The 17,588-nt window shown below is 59.2% G+C and carries 13 protein-coding genes and 2 pseudogenes; 9 read left to right on the top strand and 6 right to left on the bottom strand.

Features of this window, described 5'->3' with window-relative positions; genetic code table 11:
* Positions 1-60: 60 nt before the first annotated feature.
* The gene (ligD, locus tag N2A41_RS29555) at positions 61-1,125 is read right to left on the bottom strand and encodes a non-homologous end-joining DNA ligase (RefSeq protein ID WP_260111613.1); all 1,065 of its coding nucleotides are present in this window, start codon (positions 1,123-1,125) and stop codon (positions 61-63) included.
* Here ligD and N2A41_RS29550 point away from each other — a divergent pair.
* From N2A41_RS29550 to N2A41_RS29535, 4 genes are all read left to right on the top strand, one after another.
* Entirely contained in the window at positions 1,124-1,315 is a 192-nt protein-coding gene (locus N2A41_RS29550; RefSeq protein ID WP_260111612.1) for a hypothetical protein, read from the top strand. The two genes, ligD and N2A41_RS29550, sit on opposite strands and share 2 nt — an antisense overlap.
* 92 nt (positions 1,316-1,407) lie before the next feature.
* Positions 1,408-2,160: an ImuA family protein gene (locus N2A41_RS29545; RefSeq protein ID WP_260111611.1), complete on the top strand. Its 753-nt coding sequence runs from the start codon at positions 1,408-1,410 to the stop codon at positions 2,158-2,160.
* On the top strand, positions 2,081-3,592 hold the full coding sequence (locus N2A41_RS29540; protein WP_260111610.1) for a Y-family DNA polymerase: 1,512 nt from the start codon (positions 2,081-2,083) through the stop codon (positions 3,590-3,592). The genes N2A41_RS29545 and N2A41_RS29540 overlap by 80 nt, the downstream gene beginning before the upstream one ends.
* Entirely contained in the window at positions 3,589-6,846 is a 3,258-nt protein-coding gene (locus tag N2A41_RS29535; RefSeq protein ID WP_260111609.1) for an error-prone DNA polymerase, read from the top strand. Before N2A41_RS29540 ends, N2A41_RS29535 begins: the two co-directional genes overlap by 4 nt.
* A gap of 68 nt (positions 6,847-6,914) precedes the next feature.
* Here N2A41_RS29535 and N2A41_RS29530 read toward each other — a convergent pair whose 3' ends face one another.
* The 3 genes from N2A41_RS29530 to N2A41_RS29520 form a co-directional block, all read right to left on the bottom strand.
* Complete coding sequence (locus tag N2A41_RS29530; RefSeq protein ID WP_260111608.1) at positions 6,915-8,909, bottom strand: glycosyltransferase; 1,995 nt, start codon at positions 8,907-8,909, stop codon at positions 6,915-6,917.
* Positions 8,891-10,123, bottom strand: coding sequence for an HlyD family secretion protein (locus tag N2A41_RS29525; RefSeq protein ID WP_260111607.1), 1,233 nt, complete (start codon positions 10,121-10,123; stop codon positions 8,891-8,893). The genes N2A41_RS29530 and N2A41_RS29525 overlap by 19 nt, the downstream gene beginning before the upstream one ends.
* A gap of 327 nt (positions 10,124-10,450) precedes the next feature.
* Positions 10,451-10,651, bottom strand: coding sequence for a hypothetical protein (locus N2A41_RS29520; RefSeq protein WP_170282511.1), 201 nt, complete (start codon positions 10,649-10,651; stop codon positions 10,451-10,453).
* A gap of 610 nt (positions 10,652-11,261) precedes the next feature.
* Here N2A41_RS29520 and N2A41_RS29515 point away from each other — a divergent pair.
* From N2A41_RS29515 to N2A41_RS29505, 3 genes and pseudogenes are all read left to right on the top strand, one after another.
* Positions 11,262-11,863 (top strand): annotated as a pseudogene (locus N2A41_RS29515) (AraC family transcriptional regulator); the annotation flags it as partial.
* Between the two features lie 349 nt (positions 11,864-12,212).
* A pseudogene (locus tag N2A41_RS29510) lies at positions 12,213-12,404 on the top strand (hypothetical protein); the annotation flags it as partial.
* 233 nt (positions 12,405-12,637) lie between these two features.
* Entirely contained in the window at positions 12,638-13,090 is a 453-nt protein-coding gene (locus N2A41_RS29505) for an SMC-Scp complex subunit ScpB (protein ID WP_260111606.1), read from the top strand.
* A gap of 81 nt (positions 13,091-13,171) precedes the next feature.
* On the opposite strand, the gene N2A41_RS29500 is transcribed toward N2A41_RS29505, so the two are convergent.
* On the bottom strand, positions 13,172-13,555 hold the full coding sequence (locus N2A41_RS29500) for a VOC family protein (protein WP_260111605.1): 384 nt from the start codon (positions 13,553-13,555) through the stop codon (positions 13,172-13,174).
* A 382-nt stretch (positions 13,556-13,937) separates the two neighbouring features.
* Between N2A41_RS29500 and N2A41_RS29495 the strand changes: the two genes are divergently transcribed.
* The gene (locus N2A41_RS29495; protein ID WP_260111604.1) at positions 13,938-15,950 is read left to right on the top strand and encodes a methyl-accepting chemotaxis protein; all 2,013 of its coding nucleotides are present in this window, start codon (positions 13,938-13,940) and stop codon (positions 15,948-15,950) included.
* Positions 15,951-16,698: 748 nt separating this feature from the next.
* Positions 16,699-16,905, top strand: coding sequence for a hypothetical protein (locus tag N2A41_RS29490; RefSeq protein ID WP_260111603.1), 207 nt, complete (start codon positions 16,699-16,701; stop codon positions 16,903-16,905).
* 258 nt (positions 16,906-17,163) lie between these two features.
* On the opposite strand, the gene N2A41_RS29485 is transcribed toward N2A41_RS29490, so the two are convergent.
* Positions 17,164-17,559 (bottom strand): hypothetical protein, encoded by a 396-nt coding sequence (locus N2A41_RS29485; RefSeq protein WP_260059864.1) that lies wholly within the window; start codon positions 17,557-17,559, stop codon positions 17,164-17,166.
* Between the last annotated feature and the right edge of the window lie 29 nt (positions 17,560-17,588).

Below are 17,588 nucleotides of genomic sequence, written 5' to 3'. Positions count from 1 at the left end.
AGGCCATCTACTCCGCTTGAGCTCGAATGGCGGACAATCTAGCGTATGGCGCTGATTTCGCTAGTCGAGCCGGAAGACGTCGGCATTGTCCTGGCGTTCTCGCAAGCCCTTGTACGACGGATGACGGAGTTTCCCATCCGACGTCCAGGCGCGAAACTCGATCTCGGCGATCAGGGTAGGCTGGACCCAGATGACATTTGCACTTCCGGAATAGGGCAGGGGCGGCAGCTTTCGCTTCCAGCGCAGCGTGTCCAGCATCTTCCGTAATCTGATGGCCTCGGCTTGCCTGAACCCCGTGCCGACGCTTCCGACGTGGACGAGCTCATCACCACTATATGCAGCGAGCACCAACGAGCCGAAGCCGGCAGGGGATGCCGTCGACCGCTCATAGCCGACGATGAAGAAAGCCTCGCTCTGGATGCATTTGACTTTCACCCAATCCCCGGTCCGGCCCGAACGATAGGGCCGGTCGAGGTGCTTGCCGACGATGCCTTCGAGGCCGAGGCGGCAGATATGCTCAAGCAGGACGGTTGGTTCAGCATCGAGTGTTTCCGATAGCCGAATGGCGCCGGCTTCATCATTGTTTGCGACGTTTAACGTGTCCTCGAGAAGGTGTCGTCGGGACCGGTATTCGACATCGCGCAAGTCGTGCCCGTCCAGATAAACAAGATCGAAAGCGTAGAGGACGGCGTTGGAGGCACGGTTGCCAGCTTGTTTGCCGGATGCGCCCAGCGATTGCTGCAACAGCCCGAAATCCGGCCGACCCTCTTCGTCGAGCACGACTGCTTCGCCATCGATGATCATCGTTGCCGGCCCGCGCGCTCGGGCGGCCTCTGCGATTGCCGGAAACCGATGCGTCCAGTCATGGCCGCCACGGGTGAGGATCCTGATCCCCTGCGGCTCGATATGGACCGCGAGGCGATAGCCGTCCCATTTCAGCTCCCAGCTCCACTCGCTTCCTTTTGGGGGATGAGACTTCAGTTGCGCCAGCGCGGGCTCGACGCGCTCGGGCATGGGATCGAACAGCAGCTGTGGCTGGGCTGGATTGCGCTTGCCTCGCGGCCGGGAACGGATCGGGGCCTCGGTGTCGCGAAGGAGAGGTTTTGATCTCGGAGGCTTCGGCATGCCGACAGTTCAGCAGAAAAATCTTAAAGACACTCTGACGATGCCGACTTGTCCCCGCAATTCACACAAAGGGATTAGCGCTCGCAAACGCTCGGAAAAAAATCCACAGGCTGCTATTGGGCTGATTCTCCTGATTATTCTTCAGATTCCTAATGTTCAGGATAATATTCCCATCCCTCCGGTTGCTTGACTCTTTTATTGGGTCGGAACAGAAAGAGAACATCCGCATTTTGTTCGACATGATGTCGGCCGCCAACACGACCTTGAAGGGAGCCGTGAACGATGACTGCTGCCCGTGAACGGGTGATTTCCGATCTGCGCGAGCGCATTGCATCGCTGGAAGGCGTATCAGCCAGAAAGGCTGGCTGTCTGTCCTTCGGCGTGCCGGAAATCGATGCGGTCCTGCCGGGAGGTGGCCTGGCCTATGGCGCCTTGCACGAATTTGCCGGCGGTGGGTCGGGCACGGTGGATGGTGCGGCAGCAGCCCTGTGTGCGGCGGGCATCGCGGCTCGCACCAAAGGCCCGATCGTCTGGTGCCTGACGCGTCCCGATCTGTTCTTTCCTGCGCTCGCTGAGGTCGGACTCCATCCCGACCGGGTGATCTTTGTCGAATCCGACAAGGAAGAGGACGTGCTGGCCAATATGGAGGAAGGGCTGTCCTTCGGCGGGCTCGGCGCAGTCGTCGGTGAACTCGTTCGACTGCCGATGGTCAGCTCGCGCCGGCTGCAGCTGGCGGCTGAGCGAACAGGCACCATGGCGCTCGCCGTGCGCCGATGGCGGCGGCAGACGGAGGCCAATGATTTTGGGCAGCCGACGGCGTCGACCACGAGGTGGCGGGTGAGCGTGATGCCGTCGGGGGAATTGCCGGTGCCGGGTGTCGGAAGGGCCGAATGGTTGCTGGAATTGATGCGCGTGAAAGCGGGTGAATGTGCTGAGTTTCTCGTGAGGGCGTGCGATGACAAGGGTTGTCTCGATCTATCTTCCGGATCTGCCGACGGATCGCATTCGTCGCGCCGATCCCTCTATTCCGCCTGAACAGGCGATCGCCGTGATCGCCAGGAGCGGCTCGAAACGCTGGGTGTCGGCCGCCGACGCGGCCGCCAGGAAAGCCGGCGTTCATGTCGGCATGCCGGCGGCGAAAGCACAGGCGCTGTTCCGCGGCCTGATGCTGGTCGATGCGGATCCTGTAAAGGATGCCGCAGCACTCGAACGCATTACCCTTTGGGCGCTGACGCTCTATTCGCCGATCGTCGCGGTCGATGGGATCGATGGGATCGTCATGGACACCGAAGGCGCCGATCACCTGCAGGGCGGCGAGCTCGCAATGGTGACGAAGATCGCCAATCAGTTCCTGGCCAAAAAACTCACCGCCCGTGTCGCCATCGCCGACACCTGGGGTGCGGCCCACGCCTGCGCCCGCGCCATCAGCCGCGAAACGGTCATCGTGCCTTCAGGTCAGACCGTCCGTGCCGTCGAAAAGCTGCCGATATCGTTGCTGCGCCTTCCCGGGAAAGTCGTTAGCGATCTGCGCACGCTTGGATTCCAGACAATCGGAGAACTCGCCAATACTCCACGTGCGCCGCTGACCCTTCGTTTCGGTCCGGAGATCGGCCGGCGGCTCGACCAGATGTTCGGCCGCGCTTCCGAACCAATCGATCCGATCCGCACCGCCGAGCTCGTCGAGGTGAGCCGCGCCTTTGCCGAACCGATCGGTGCTGCCGAAACCATCAACAAATATGTCGGCCGGCTGGTCGTGCAACTGATCGAGGAGTTGCAAAGGCGCGGCCTTGGTGTTCGGCGCGCCGACCTGATCGTCGAAAAGGTCGACGGGACGCGGCAGGCAATCCGCGCCGGCACGGTGAAGCCGGTGCGCGACGTCGTCTGGTTGACGAAGCTGTTTCGCGACCGGACGGAAAAGATCGAGCCCGGTTTCGGGATCGAGAAGCTGACCCTAGTTGCGGTGATAGTCGAGCCGCTGGAGGAGCGCCAGAAGTCGTCGTCGCTGGTCGAGGACGAGGTCACCAACGTCACGCCACTGATCGATATCTACGGCAACCGTGGCCAGCGCGTTTATCGGGTGGCGCCGGTTGCCTCCGACGTGCCCGAGCGCGCCGTCCAGCGCATCAGTCCTGCTGCCGATCCGGTCGAGGTCACCTGGGTCAGTCATTGGCGCCGGCCGGTCCGGCTGCTGGCCCGTCCGGAACTGATCGAGGCCATCGCCTTGCTGCCGGACCGGCCGCCGGTCTCGATCACCTGGCGCGGCAAGCGCCGGAAGGTCAAGCGCGCCGATGGTCCGGAACGGATTTTTGGCGAGTGGTGGCAGCGCGACGCCGAGATGGAGGCGGTGCGGGACTATTTCGTCATCGAAGACGAGGCCGGCGAGCGTCTCTGGGTGTTTCGCTCCGGTGATGGCATCGATCCGGAAACCGGAAGCCACCGCTGGTTCTGCCATGGGATCTTCGCATGAGTTATGCCGAGCTGCAGGTCACGACCCATTTTTCCTTCCTGCGCGGTGCCAGTTCGGCGCAGGAACTGTTCGAGACCGCCAAGGCTCTTGGCATCGAAGCCCTCGGCGTTGTCGACCGCAATTCGCTTGCCGGAATTGTCCGGGCGCTGGAGGCCTCGCGTGCCACCGCCTTGCGCCTCGTTGTCGGTTGCCGGCTTGATCTGGCCGACGGCATGTCGCTGCTGGTCTACCCGACCGACCGGGCTGCCTATTCCCGGCTGACCCGCCTTATCACGCTCGGTAAGTCCCGCGGCGGCAAGAACAACTGCGTCCTGCAATGGGACGATGTCATCGCGTACAACGACGGCATGATCGGCATTCTTGTGCCGGATCTGCCGGATGACGTCTGCGCGATCCAGCTGCGCAAGATGGCCGAGCTGTTTGGTGATCGGGCCTATGTGTCGCTTTGTCTGCGACGCCGGCAGAACGATCAGTTGCGGCTGCATGAGATTTCCAATCTCGCCGCGCGGTTCAAGGTGCAGACTGTCGTCACCAATGATGTCCTCTTCCATGAGCCAGGCCGCCGGCAGTTGCAGGACATCGTCACCTGCATCCGCACCCGCACGACCATCGACGAGGTGGGCTTCGAGCGCGAGCGCCACGCCGACCGGTACCTGAAGCCGCCGGAAGAAATGGAGCGGTTGTTTCCGCGATATCCTGAGGCTCTGGCACGAACCATGGAGATTGTCCGTCGGTGCACTTTTTCGCTCGAGGAGCTCACCTACCAATATCCGGAGGAGGCAATCGTACCGGGCAAGGATGCTCAAGGATCGCTGGAGCATTATGTCTGGCAATGCGTGCCCGATCGCTATCCCGAAGGACTGCCACCCGATGTGTTGAAGGTCGTGCGGCACGAACTCGATCTGATCCGCACCATGAAATACGCGCCCTATTTTCTGACGGTCTTTTCGATCGTGCGCTATGCGCGGTCTGAAGGCATTCTTTGCCAGGGCAGGGGTTCTGCCGCCAACAGCGCCGTCTGCTACATTCTCGGCATTACCAGTATCGATCCCTCGACCAACGATCTTCTGTTCGAGCGTTTTGTGAGCCAGGAGCGCGACGAGCCGCCGGACATCGATGTGGATTTCGAGCACGAGCGGCGGGAAGAGGTGATCCAGTGGATTTATCGCACCTATTCCAGAGAAAAGGCAGCGCTCTGCGCCACCGTGACCCGCTACCGGGCGCGCGGCGCGATCCGCGATGTCGGCAAGGCGCTCGGCCTGCCGGAGGATGTGATCAAGGCGCTGTCGTCCGGCATGTGGGCCTGGTCGGAGGAGGTCTGCGACCGCAATGTCCGCGAGCTCAATCTCAATCCAGACGACCGGCGTCTTGTGCTGACCTTGAAGCTTGCGCAGCAATTGATGGGGGCGCCACGGCATCTCGGCCAGCATCCGGGCGGGTTCGTCCTCACCCACGATCGGCTCGACGATCTCGTGCCGATCGAACCGGCAACGATGAAGGACCGTCAGATCATCGAATGGGACAAGGACGACGTCGAAGCCCTGAAATTCATGAAGGTGGACATCCTGGCCCTCGGGATGCTCACCTGCATGGCCAAGGCCTTCGATCTGATCCGCGAGCACAAGAACCGCGATCTCGACCTGTCTGACATCGAGCAGGAGGATCCTGCGACCTATGCGATGATCCGCAAGGCCGATACGCTCGGCACGTTCCAGATCGAAAGCCGCGCGCAGATGGCGATGCTGCCGCGGCTGAAACCCCGAACCTTCTACGACCTCGTGGTGCAGGTCGCCATTGTCCGGCCAGGCCCGATCCAGGGCGACATGGTGCATCCCTATCTGCGCCGCCGTGAAGGCAAGGAGGCCGTCGAATATCCGACGCCCGAGCTTGAGGCGGTGCTCGGCAAGACGCTCGGCGTGCCGCTGTTTCAGGAGTCGGCGATGAGGGTGGCGATGGTCTGCGCCGGCTTTACCGGTGGCGAGGCCGACCAGCTGCGCAAGTCGATGGCGACCTTCAAGTTCACCGGCGGTGTTTCGCGCTTCAAGGACAAACTCGTATCGGGCATGGTGAGGAACGGCTACACGCCGGAATTCGCCGAAAAGACCTTCTCGCAACTCGAAGGCTTTGGCTCCTATGGTTTTCCGGAGAGCCATGCGGCTTCGTTCGCGCTGATCGCCTATGCGTCGAGCTACATTAAATGCCACTATCCGGACGCCTTCTGTGCGGCGCTCATCAATTCGCAGCCAATGGGTTTTTACACGCCGGCACAAATTGTTGGCGATGCGAGGGCGCACGGCGTCGAGGTTCGGCCTGTCTGCATTAACCGCTCCCGGTGGAACTGTACGCTGGAGCGGATCGGCGATTCTGGCCGCCACGCTGTCCGGCTCGGCTTCCGGCAGGTGAAAGGACTGGCGGTCGCTGACGCCGCGCGCATCGTCGCGGCACGCATGGACAATGGCTTTGTCTCGGTTGACGATATGTGGCGTCGATCCGCCGTGCCATCGGAGGCGCTCGTCCAGCTTGCCAAGGCCGATGCCTTTCTGCCGTCGCTGAAGCTTGAACGCCGCGACGCGCTCTGGGCGATCAAGGCGCTGCGCTATGAACCCTTGCCGCTGTTTGCCGCCGCGGCCGAACGGGAGAGGGCGGCGATCGCAGAGCAGCAGGAGCCGGAGGTGGCACTTCGGCAGATGACGGACGGGCATAACGTCATTGAGGACTACAGCCATACCGGACTGACATTGCGGCAGCATCCGATCGCCTTCCTGCGCAAGGATCTTTCGGCGCGCAACATCATCACATGTGCGGAGGCGATGAATTCGCGGGACGGGCGGTGGGTCTACACATCAGGTCTAGTCCTGGTTCGGCAAATGCCAGGATCGGCCAAGGGCGTCATGTTCATCACCATCGAAGACGAGACCGGGCCGGCCAATCTGGTTGTCTGGCCAACGCTGTTCGAAAAACGACGGCGGGTCGTTCTCGGGTCTTCGATGATGGCGATCAATGGCCGGATCCAGCGGGAAGGCGAGGTCGTGCATCTTGTCGCCCAGCAGCTGTTCGATCTGTCGGGCGACCTTGTCGGCCTTGCCGATCGCGATGAAGAGTTCAAGCTTCCGGCCGGCCGAGGCGATGAGTTTGCCAGAGGCGGAGGGCCCGATCCGCGGGATCAGCCGAAGCCGGTTGTCGCCGCGCGCGACTTGTTCGTGCCTGATCTTCATATCGATACGTTGAAGGTGAAGAGCAGGAATTTTCATTGATATTCTGTTTGGAGAGCTGGTCGTTGGTTCACATCCGTTCAAGGCGACGAACTCTCGCCTGAACTGGGCTACAACGTGCGCGTTCGCCCGAATGACCGCAACAACAGGTTAAGAGAAACAGCAACCTTGTCGATGTCGCGAATATCCCGCGAATATTGACCGGTGTAGAGTTTGACAATCATGCTGTCGCGAGCAGCGCCACTGAGTTCGAAATACAGATGCAGGTAATAGACTTGCTTGTCGCCGCTGCGACTTACGCTGCTTCGTCGTTGAGTGACCTGTCCGAGCTCCGCTTTGAACGGGGCGAAGCCGGGGAGTTTCAGCATGACCGATTTGGATTGAAATCGGGCCATGCTGGGGACTGCAACGACCGCCTTGTCCAGTGCCAGACTGACGATTTGGCCGGGGACGTCGTCGACGACAGCGGGTTCATCGAGCTTGAACGCATGAAACAGACGCCGGGGTTTCTCAAAGCAGATCAGCGACGCGATGAGCAGGACGACGATATTGATGCCTGACCACCACGCCGCGACCGGTGAAAACTGGCCTTGTACATGCGACGTTTCCGGTACGACGTTGACCAGAAGTCCAAGGACGGTAACCGTGATCATGATTGCGATCCAGGCGAAGCTGTAGCGGTCGAACTGGTTCGACTCATTGCCGCTGCCCTTTGGCGTTACCCTGAACGGCTTACCAAATGGCCTCACCAGGCTGGAGACCACGGTCGGCAACATGCGGAATGTTGAAAAGGTCCCGACGGCGCTGGAAATCACAGGCAAGTACCGGGTCGGCGTGATCCACAGCATCAGCAGAAAATACGCCGCCAGCAACGGCACCTGATGAGAGACATAATCGGCTATGTCAGTGAAATAGAGCGGGAGCAGGCCGAACCAAAGATAGACGATGGGGACGAGCAATATCGTGAAGCGGACTAGATACTGCACCAGCCATGATGCCGGCAAGAACATGATCCGTTGAAAGAGCGTCAATCCCGGGCCGCGCAGCGGGCCGTTATAGAGGTAAAGGGTTTGAATACCCCCCTGACACCATCGTTCACGCTGCACAAAATACCCGGTCAGGTTTTCGGCGGCCAGTCCCATCGATAGCCGCTCGTTCAGATAGCGCGTCTTGTAGCCTTTGTTGAGCATCGAAAGAGTTGTCAGCAGGTCTTCCGTGATCGACTCCGTTGGAAACCCGCCTATCGCGTCAACGGCCTCGCGGCGGGCAATCGAGCATGACCCGCAGCAGAAACTGACGTCCCAGGCATCTCGGCTGGGCGCGATCTCGTCGAAGAACAAGCGCTGCTCGTCCGGCCAGATATTCTCCAGGCCAAGGTTTGATTGCACCGGATCGACATTGAAGAAATGTTGCGGTGTCTGGACGATGCCGATGCTGTCATCTAAAAAGAAGGGCAGCGTCCGGCGAAGGAAATGCCGATAGGGCACAAAATCGGCGTCGAAGATCGCAATAAACTCGCCCGAGCTGACCTTCAGCCCGTTGTTCATGTTGCCTGCTTTGGCATGGCTGTTGTCGCCGCGCGTGACGTGGATGACGTTTTTTTCCTCGCAATAGGCCTTCAGCCAATCTCGGCGTTGATCGTCAAGCACATAGACATTCAATTTGTCGGCAGGATAATCCAGCGAGCGGGCGCCGATGATGGTTCGCTCGAGCACGTCGAGGGGCTCATTATAGGTGGGAATGAAAACATCGACAGTCGGCAGCTCGCGCTGCTCTCGCGCAAAGAAAACGCGGGCCAGCCTGTCCGCTTCTGCGCTGCGGTCGACGTAGCGGCTCATCAATACCAGAAAGAGAATGACTTCGACGCACGCCAAAATCTCGACGATGAAGAGGATCCAGACCCAGTAGAAACTCGCACCGCCGTCAGGATAGGGAAGCACTGTCTCCGTCAAACGCCAGAACATGTATCGCAATGCGACTGCTGCGACAACCGCGCAGGTCACCGCCCGTGTCCAGGTGTGATGGCGCGACCAATTGAACGGCCCCAGGAAGAAGAAGGCCAAAACGACAAAGGTCGGAGAGAGCGCTACAAGATACTGAACCACAGGCTTTTGACCCAGTTGGATACGTTGATGCCGTGTTTGGAAAACCGCACCTGCACTGTGCGCCCTACCTGGCAGGAGTTCGCAAAGTCATCGTTCATGAAGGATGGATCGAGGCGAACCCGAATGCGGGCGTTGCGTTGCGTCGACGGCGGCAAACTGGCGGCAAAGGAATCGGCCTCGACCGAAGCCGAACTGCCTCTGACGGACACGACCGTCCCATTGAAAACATCGCTGCGGCCAAACAGGCGCACCTGAGCGACGAGTTCTGGATAGATCTCGTCATAGTTGACCTCAGGGACAAGAATATCGACAAACAACTCTCGGCAGTCGAGAAGGCGCATCAGCTCGTCGTTCAGCATGACGTTGGAACCGTTGACGATACTCCTGCTCCAAACAACGCCGTCGAAAGGCGCTGTTGCAGTTGCGGATTCAAGGCTGCTGACGCGGCCTGCCTCTTTGACCAGCTGCTTTTGAACTTCGGTCGCTCGTGTCTTGTTTTCCGCTATGCGCGAGTTCAAGTCATTGATGCGAACGACCACCTCGTCTTCACGCTGTCGCGAATAAGGCACGTCATTCTGTCCGTCGCCGAAGACAAAGATACCCTGGCGGACCGCATTGAGCCTTTGTTGCAATTGATCGACAGTCAGGTTGCTGATTTCGACCTCGCCGCCGGTCGCAGCGCCAGCAGCCCGCGCGGCCTCAACCAGCTTCTGCGTCAGAATGCCTTTTGACTCGAGCTGCATCCGGCGGCTCAGGTCGACCTGCGCGACCAGATCCTGCGCTTGCGACACTTCGACTTTTTTCCGCAGGATTGCGACTTCGCGTTCGAGATTGGCAATGGTGGTCTGCCTGTAGATTTCCAATCTGGCAGACAATTCCTCGCGTAGCGTGGAGAGCTCCTCCCGTTCTTTTTTCAGCGCCGCGACGCGGTCGAGCGCCGTATTGCGATCCGCCTCAAGCGACGCGAGGATTGCGTGACTGACGCGTGTATTTCTGATTTCAGCCAGCGATTGTCCCGCTTTTACCGGGCTGCCGACCTTGGGGGGGTCTTCGGCAATCGTGCCGTCGATCGGCGCGTTAACGACAGCAAACCGCGCATTGACCGTGCCATCAAGGCTCGTAAAGCCGGTGATCGTCGGCAATGAGACGACAGTCACGAGTGTCAGCAGCAGCAATCCGACAACGATGCGCGTAATGCGATGGTTCCAGATCATGTTGGCATCCGAAGATATCACTTCTGCAGCCATCCGTCCTATCGAGCCGGCACAAACGGATGCAACTAATTCTTGTAATTTAGCGCATCGAAAACTAGAACACAAGTGATGGTCGTAAAGCTGAGGCAGAACAGTTCGGATGTGGAGGAACCGCCGCCGACGCGAGGCTTGGCATCGTATCGGTGCGGCGCCCGGAATATGGTCAAGCCATCTCCGGCGCGGCGACTGACGTGATGAGTGGTGATGGCGTGGGAAATCACACCGCCGCACCCGACAGTGCTGCCATTCCATTCAGTCAGAGACAGCATAATTTCACGCGACCTTCTTTTAATGCGGTCGAAGCCTTTTGGTCGCGATCAGCATGACGAGATCTTCGGAGGCATCGGCGAGCTCCAATGCCAATTCCGCAGCCGACCATCCACGTTTCTGCAAACTGACGAGCATTTCCACCATCGCGACTTCAACCTCTCGTCTGCAGATCGAAATCGGCTTCAATTCGATACGTTTTTCATCACATGCGGTGGTCATCTTAGCCTCCTTAGAAATGGGCAGCGTCACAAAATTCGCCAATGGGTGGATATGGTAGGGGTTGCGTGCAAGCCTCGGCCTTATACGCATCGACACAGACGGCCCTAGTCTGCGCGCAACCCCTTCGCGTCCTTATTTGCCGATGTCCGGCCTCAGGCGCGTCTCGCATGAAGGTGAGCAGAGGAAACCCGCCGAATTCCTGTCGTAAGCCGACGCTCGCGCAAAGCGCGCACGAATATTGCCCCGATAGTTCACGACCTATCCTCCTCTGCTTGCATATTTTGTTGTGATTATTGTCGTTTTCACGTTGAGAGTGCTTTGAAACTGCATTGCACTGGCAAGTGAGTATTTGGGCTTTCCGAACCGTCCTTAGGAACTAACCCGTGCTCATTTAGATACAGGAACAGGACGCGATTGTCGTTATCGCCGCATCCCGAAAATTATCGGTCCGTCCATTTCTGCTCGTAAATGAATATGATAAGTAGATTATGCACGTAAGACTTCGGTCGATTCGGTTTTGTTCGGATGGGCTGCGCGGCCATTTCAGCCGCGAAAGCGATTTTTTTGCTATTTCAACAGCCCGGATCGGCTTATGCGCTGAGGGAATTGGATGGTTACGGTGTCTGGAGATGACCGCGCTGCTGGACGGGAATGGCCGGCCCACCTTGAGCGGCGGCGCTGGCCGCGCGAACCGTCCCCGCAGAAAGAACATCAGGTGGACGTTCCACTTGCATTGGTGCCCTTGCGATTTTCGACGCGAGACCTGCCGCCGAAAGAACAATTCCAGTCCTGGCGATCACATATGGCGCCGCTTGTCGATGTTCATCTGCCGGACGGACAATCTGAGGACGACGGTTTTCTCGCGGAACAGACCGGCTGACATCTCGGCGATATCCTCATCGTCCAGCAGCGCGTGCAGGCATGCAGCTATATTCGCAATCAGGCCATGCTGCGGTCGAGCTTAATCGACCACTGGAACGTCGGCGTACTTCGCAGCGGCCGGGCCTGGACCGAGGCCAACGCCGTGTCACGGAGACCGGCCCGGGTGAGATATTTTTCAGGTCTCTCGGTTATCCCTACCGTGGGCGGATGACCGATTCAGCCGCGGTGCTCGTCTTCCTGCCCTATGAACTGACCCGTGATGCGCCCCTTCTGCAGATCGCCCACAACATCGCCCTCTCCGGGAGCCTCGCCGAATTGCTCGTCAGCTATCGACGGCCTGGACGCAGCATTTTGGGACGACGATCGGCGATTGGTTAACGGTCGCACGTTGATGCGGTGGGCTAAGCCTTCCGCAACTCAGTCCAATATCCATCCAAGGATAACTTCGGTCAGATGATATTCGACATCGCACAGCGGATGGCGTTCGGACCGGCCCGAGTGAATGGCGGCGCCGGCGTTGAGCCATTGATTGACGGCGAGATAGCAGGTGACAATCTCGCACCAGCCGAAGTAGACTCGCAGTTGTCGGGATGTTCGCCCCGGAAGCCCGGCACGCGAAGTTGTGATACAGGCATCGTCTCCGACGAGAGCACAAACTGACATGAGGCAGGATGCAGCGATGCTGAAAACCGATACCCGCCAAGCGAATTGGCGTCGTGTCAATCCAGGCAAATATGATGCTCACCTCGCCGTGCAGCGAGCAGTCAAAGCCGGCGAGCTGGAAAAGCAAAGCTGTGAAGTCTGCGGGGTCGAAGCAGTCGATGCCCGTCATGATCAATACGAAGAGCCTTTAAGGGTACGGTGGTTATGCTGACGGCACCACACGAGGCTTCACCATTACGGCGAAGACGTGTTTCCGGTCAGGAATGCATTTTAGAGGCCTGATCAATCTGGCGGATTGCGCGCCGTCCGGAGAATGACCGCATTGCGGGGCCCACCAAACGGCGAGCGGCCGCCTTGGCAGGACTGTCCGGCGAGTACAGCGCTGGTCTTGAGTCTGAAGCGCTATGACCGATCCGCATTTGTAAAAGCGTCGAAGATCGCATGATGTCCGGCATCGTTCGGATGAACCACATCGGCGGAGGCCAGGGCGCCATCGCCGTGAGCCTTCATGTTTTCGTAGACAGGTGCATAGAAGAGCGAGAAACGTCGTGTCAGCTTGCGCACGACGTCGACATACCCTTCGAAACCCATGCGCGCCTGGCCTGTGAAGCCGGTGCTGTCGAAGGCCGACCTGAAATTATGGTGATGGTCGCCTATCACCAGCCGATCACGCGCGGGGAAACTCAAGGATTGCCGGAGGTCCGCCGCGACGTGATCGCGCACCTCCGCTCTCTCGGTTTGGTTTCCTCCTATCCGCGCAGCCCGCAGCCGGGCGGGCTCTATACGCTGGTGACGACCAAAGCCTTCCTGTCGCCGTTCGGACTCGTGAGCTTGCGCGATCTCGGATTTGGAGCGCATCGAGGATACCGGCTGCTCAAGGAGGGGCCTCCTTGATGAAACTCCATTGCGCTGGGCGACGACACGGATGACTTCGGCTTGCCGTCGAGTGTGTTCGAGTGAAGCCACACATCAATGTTACTGCCGCGCAGGCTGAAACAATTCGATGAGGTTGCCGGAGGGATCAATGAGCAGGATCTGCGAGCCTCCCGGCCCGGTGACCACATCATTGCGGAAGCGGACGCCGCTTGCCCGCAGACGCGCCACCTCGGTGGTCAGATCGTTTACGATTAGGTGAATGCGATTCCAGCCGCCGGGTATCGGCTGTTCGCCGTCAGGCATCGGCCGGCCCGCCGAACTTCTCGGGCCGCTCAGAAGCAGACGCAGTGCACCGCGCCTGATGTCCGCGAAAGCCGGCGCATGCTTCGAGATCAGAGAAAAGCCGAGATGGGCGACATACCATTCGACGGCGACCTCGACGTTCTCGACCATATAACGCACGTTGACTGTCTCGTAGGCCATGGTTGCCTCGCAAGGTCTGGAGAAGCGGAGAGAGTTTAACAGACCGGTTTCGGATTGGAAAATAGCAAGTAAGGGCTGCGCTCTCCAAGTGTCATTTTTCCCGTGGGGCTTCTTGTCGCAAAACCGCAATATCAGGCCTCGCAAGCGGAAGCGCTTTCAGCGCCCGTGCGGAGGCGTACGTCTGGTCGCTCGATCGGTGCACGAATAGCCTCAACGAAAACTTAAGCACTTTGTAATAATTCTAATCAACCACCTCGCCGCAGAGTGTGGGACGACGTGTCTGAGTTCCGCATGCATGTGCCGCTGGAACATGCCTGTCCAGCTTGTTGATCGATTGCATCGGCCCGGAGCCACGGCGGCCCCGTGCGACAGGAGTGAGACTATGCCATCCAAACTTTTCACCCGCATCAGCGCTAAACTGACCGCCATGTCAGCGGTCGGCATCTTCATGGTTTTAGCCTTGCTGGCAGCGGTCTGGGTTGGCGACGCCTCGACCGGTAGAAACGCCGATTTCGGACGGATGCAGCTGGTCATTTCCCGGGATCTGGTGGACGCAAAAGCATCGCTGCGCGGCATGATGATGGGAATGTTGGAATTACGTCTGGCGGAGACTTCCATCGATGCAACGAAAGCGCGCGAGTATGTTAGCAAACGGCATGAATCGGCGACCAAATACCTGGCGAGCGCAAGCGCGCACGTCACGCTCCAGGCTAACAAAGATCGGATCGCTAAAGTTGCCGAGCTGACGAGCCAGTGGATGACCGAATACGAAGGTCTGTCCAACTCGATAGACGCCAGATTAGGCAGCGCTAGCAACGGTTCGGAAGCGTCTGCTGAGGAAAAAGCTGCACAGGGCAAGCTTTTGAACATTGCCGATCAGATCGGGTCGTTACTCGATGAGTGCGTGAATGCGGCCAAAAGCAAAGCTGAGGAAGCCGGGGTCCAGATGTCGTCCGCATCGAGCCTGGCGTTGCAAATCAGCCTTGGGATGGGATTCCTCGTGGTTGCAACGCTTGTCGCCTCGGCAATCTTTGGTTCGAAGGCGATCGCCCGCCCCATCGGTCAGTTGACATCGAGCATGAAACAGCTTGCCGACGGCGACCTCGAAACCGCAGTGCCGTTCGCAACTCGAACCGACGAGATTGGCGAAATGGCTGGCGCTGTGGACGTGTTCAAGCAGAACGGCATTCGGATCCGCCAACTTAATGCCCAGGAGCGTGCCCTGCAGGAAAAGAACGCGGATTTGTCCTCGAATATATCGGCGGTCGTCGCTGCGGCCGTTGCTGGAGACTTTACCCAGCGAATTCAGAAAGCCTATGAGAATCCCGATCTCGATCGTTTCGCGGTAAGCGTCAATGAGCTTGTAGCCTCTGTGCACCGTGGCGTCGGCGAGACCCAACGCGTCATCGCGGCATTGGCGCATGGGGATCTCACCAACGAGATGCGGGGCGAATTTCAAGGCTCATTCGCAGAACTCAAACGCGACGTGAATGCGACAATGGACGGTTTGAGAACCGTGATGGCAGAAGTCCGCGCGGCGATAGAAACGATCAATTCGGGCACCGGCGAGCTTAGCCACGCGTCTGGCGATCTGTCCAAGCGTACCGAGCAGCAGGCGGCTGCATTGGAGGAAACCGCCGCAAGTCTGGAGGAGATCACATCGGCGGTAAAGAGTTCGACGGAGCGCGCGGCTGAAGCCAGTCACATGGTCACCGAGGCGCGCAGAAGCACAGATCAATCGAGCGCAGTGGTCGCCGATGCCGTCGCGGCCATGGGACGTATCGAGAAGGCCTCCGGCGAGATCAGCCAGATCATCAACGTGATCGACGAGATTGCGTTTCAAACGAACCTGCTCGCGCTTAACGCCGGCGTCGAGGCAGCGCGCGCCGGAGAGGCGGGGAAAGGTTTTGCAGTCGTCGCCCAAGAAGTCCGCGAGCTTGCGCAGCGGTCTGCTCGCGCCGCCAAGGACATCAAGGATCTGATTACGCGCTCCGGAACCGAAGTGCAGAGCGGCGTGAGACTTGTGACCGCCACCGGCGAGGCACTGAGCCTGATCCAGGGTCAGGTAACCAGGATCAACGAACACGTCCAGTCGATCGCCACTGCGGCGAAGGAACAAACGACCGGTCTTTCAGAAGTCAATACAGCCATCAATCAGATGGATCAGGTCACGCAGCAGAATGCGGCCATGGTCGAGGAAGCCACCGCAAGCACCAGCCGACTGGCGGAAGAAGTGGTTTCTCTTTCGCAATTGATTTCACGGTTCAAGGTGCAGGCTGACGGGCGGCCTACCCTTTCGCTCGCCGGTGCGGTCAGCCATCACTCGCCCTCAGCGTCACCAGCGCGTGCGCTGCGTCAGACGCTCGCAAACGCGGTGGGTGCCAAGGCGGTCTAGTCATAAAGAGTACCAAGGAGTGCATTCGTGGCTCTCGTTTGCTTCCGGTCAGCCGACCTCTTCCACCGCCAACGTCCCCCGAAAGGTAAGACCGGGGGTTCCCTGTCGCGGATGGGCTCAGCTCCATCCGAACTTTTGAACCGACCGCTGTGCTAGTGGCCGCCAGGACCTTGTTGCTTATCATTGGATCATCACGGCCAAGCCAGCTCCCGCGCCCGGTGTGTCGGTGCGCTCGAGAAGGATGGGAGAGCCTGCGTGTTCGTTAGAGCGCCAGTTAGACTATTTCACCTTTCTTTCCGTGTCGGCTTGTTGAAGCTCATCGCAGTCGAGTCGGGTGGGCAATTAACTTGCTAGAGCGCCAGTTTTGCGAAATGGCACTGAGCGTCAATCCAATAAATACGTCAGAAGCGCGACGGTACCGCACCGCCGCGCCCGCAACGGGGGCCCGCGAATACGGCGACCGGTATCACGATAGCAAGTATGGATGAGATCACCGTCGATACTAGTAAAAGGGCGCGCAATGGCGTTAGGGCCGCCGACGCCATTGCTAGACTGCGTTGGTAGGGCCGGGAAGTACCAGTAGCGTGAAAACGCCGGCAATGAATGTCATCTGGCTCATGGTGCGCATATCCAAGTTCGCGACAGCACCCTGCACGATTACCCGCCCGAAAACTTTGATCGAGATCTTCCCAGATGGAACAAGCGAGGCCCACTGATCGTTTTCGTACACCGATGTCGGGAGATTTCCATGCCTCCTCTAGTCACGTTCATCGTCACTCGTCTTGCGATCGGGTTCTTGCTGGGCGCCACAGCCGGTTTCGTAGTTTGGAGAAAGTCCATCGCTCCAGTCTCCCCCTCGTACAGCTATGTGGCACAGGGAATGTTCATCTATCAGTTCGCAAGCACGATCGGCGTCTGCTATCTCGCCACTGCGTTGATGTTCGACGAACCGTAATCTGTCCAGCGTGCATGAAGCAGAGGTTCGGTTTCCCGGTCAGCGTTTTGACCGCAATTCTCGCGATGTTCGTTGCTTCGCTTCGCAGTTTCACAAGTGCCACGGCCCTGAGCGTACGGCGTGTGATCGGCGACCGAACCGCGAAGTGCGATTGAAACGACTATCGAGGTCGGGCCGACAAGATCGCGGCGCCGACCAAGAAGTGAGCATCCGCGTTGATCGTCGCGTTGCCCGTGGGTCACCAGCCTTGCCGTTCGATCAGTAAGAATCGCGGTGGTAGATCGATCTCGCGCGATGTTGTTGGCGATATTCGTCGAGGAACACGACTGACGCCGCACGGTGGGGCTTCGCGGAATACCGTCCAGCTAACGAAGGCGTGTGACGTCTCCGCCACCGCCTGAGGTCTTCGGCCGTCAGTTCAAGGGTCTCGCGGCGTCCGCGCTCCGAGAGCTTCTCCAGCGCAACGGCGCGGAACGTCTCGAGGCATTCGGCGAAATGGGCGGCGGAGGCGCGAGGGGGCGAGGCCGCATTGAGGATTCCCCGGCGCGTGACCGTGACCAAACACTGCACGTCGTCCGCCCGAAGAAGAAATGACCCTCTCATGTTTTTTTCGTCGAAGTTGATTTCCTGTGCTGCGCACGGCGCCTCATCCATTGTCGTTGCCGATCCTCTTGATAATGTCG

Origin of the sequence: Rhizobium sp. SRDI969 (genome assembly GCF_025152725.1) — a bacterium.
Taxonomy (GTDB): Bacteria; Pseudomonadota; Alphaproteobacteria; order Rhizobiales; family Rhizobiaceae; genus Rhizobium; species Rhizobium leguminosarum_I.
Note: the sequence above shows the minus strand (reverse complement) of the source record. Positions and strands in the feature narration are given on the sequence as shown.

Coding starts and splice junctions, on each gene's coding strand:
- N2A41_RS29505 (WP_260111606.1), top strand. CDS start 12,638: ATGATGTCCGGCATCGTTCGGATGAACCACATCGGCGGAGGCCAGGGC.
- N2A41_RS29500 (WP_260111605.1), bottom strand. CDS start 13,555: ATGGCCTACGAGACAGTCAACGTGCGTTATATGGTCGAGAACGTCGAG.
- N2A41_RS29485 (WP_260059864.1), bottom strand. CDS start 17,559: ATGGATGAGGCGCCGTGCGCAGCACAGGAAATCAACTTCGACGAAAAA.
- N2A41_RS29520 (WP_170282511.1), bottom strand. CDS start 10,651: ATGACCACCGCATGTGATGAAAAACGTATCGAATTGAAGCCGATTTCG.
- N2A41_RS29550 (WP_260111612.1), top strand. CDS start 1,124: ATGCCGACAGTTCAGCAGAAAAATCTTAAAGACACTCTGACGATGCCG.
- N2A41_RS29535 (WP_260111609.1), top strand. CDS start 3,589: ATGAGTTATGCCGAGCTGCAGGTCACGACCCATTTTTCCTTCCTGCGC.
- N2A41_RS29545 (WP_260111611.1), top strand. CDS start 1,408: ATGACTGCTGCCCGTGAACGGGTGATTTCCGATCTGCGCGAGCGCATT.
- N2A41_RS29490 (WP_260111603.1), top strand. CDS start 16,699: ATGCCTCCTCTAGTCACGTTCATCGTCACTCGTCTTGCGATCGGGTTC.
- N2A41_RS29540 (WP_260111610.1), top strand. CDS start 2,081: ATGACAAGGGTTGTCTCGATCTATCTTCCGGATCTGCCGACGGATCGC.
- ligD (WP_260111613.1), bottom strand. CDS start 1,125: ATGCCGAAGCCTCCGAGATCAAAACCTCTCCTTCGCGACACCGAGGCC.
- N2A41_RS29525 (WP_260111607.1), bottom strand. CDS start 10,123: ATGATCTGGAACCATCGCATTACGCGCATCGTTGTCGGATTGCTGCTG.
- N2A41_RS29495 (WP_260111604.1), top strand. CDS start 13,938: ATGCCATCCAAACTTTTCACCCGCATCAGCGCTAAACTGACCGCCATG.